This is a genomic window from Streptomyces sp. NRRL WC-3618, assembly GCF_001280005.1.
Taxonomy (GTDB): domain Bacteria; phylum Actinomycetota; class Actinomycetes; order Streptomycetales; family Streptomycetaceae; genus Streptomyces.
Map to the genome: position 1 here is coordinate 1 of NZ_LGDW01000373.1, position 294 is coordinate 294.

Sequence of the window (294 nt, forward strand, 5' to 3'; positions counted from 1 at the left end):
GTCCTGATGCGCAGACGTATTTTCAGTCGCAGACGTCCACCCGCAGTGTTCGCCGCCGTGGTCGCGGCCCTGGCCGCGTTGGCGGCGCTGCTCGTCGCCGCCCCGGCTCAGGCGGCCACCACCAGCGACGTGCGCGGTGTTGCTTCCGGCAAGTGTCTCGACGTGTCGGGCTTCAGCCAGACCGACGGCGCGAATGTGCAGATCTGGGACTGCCACGGTGGGATCAACCAGCAGTGGACGGCGACGGACAGCAGCCAGCTGACCGTGTACGGCAACAAGTGCCTGGATGCCCGG

General features: G+C 68.0%; 1 protein-coding gene. It reads left to right on the top strand.

What is annotated here, in order from left to right; genetic code table 11:
• Window positions 1-6: 6 nt before the first annotated feature.
• Window positions 7-294 (top strand): RICIN domain-containing protein (locus tag ADL01_RS26870; protein ID WP_199834935.1); only part of this gene is annotated, 288 nt, incomplete at its 3' end.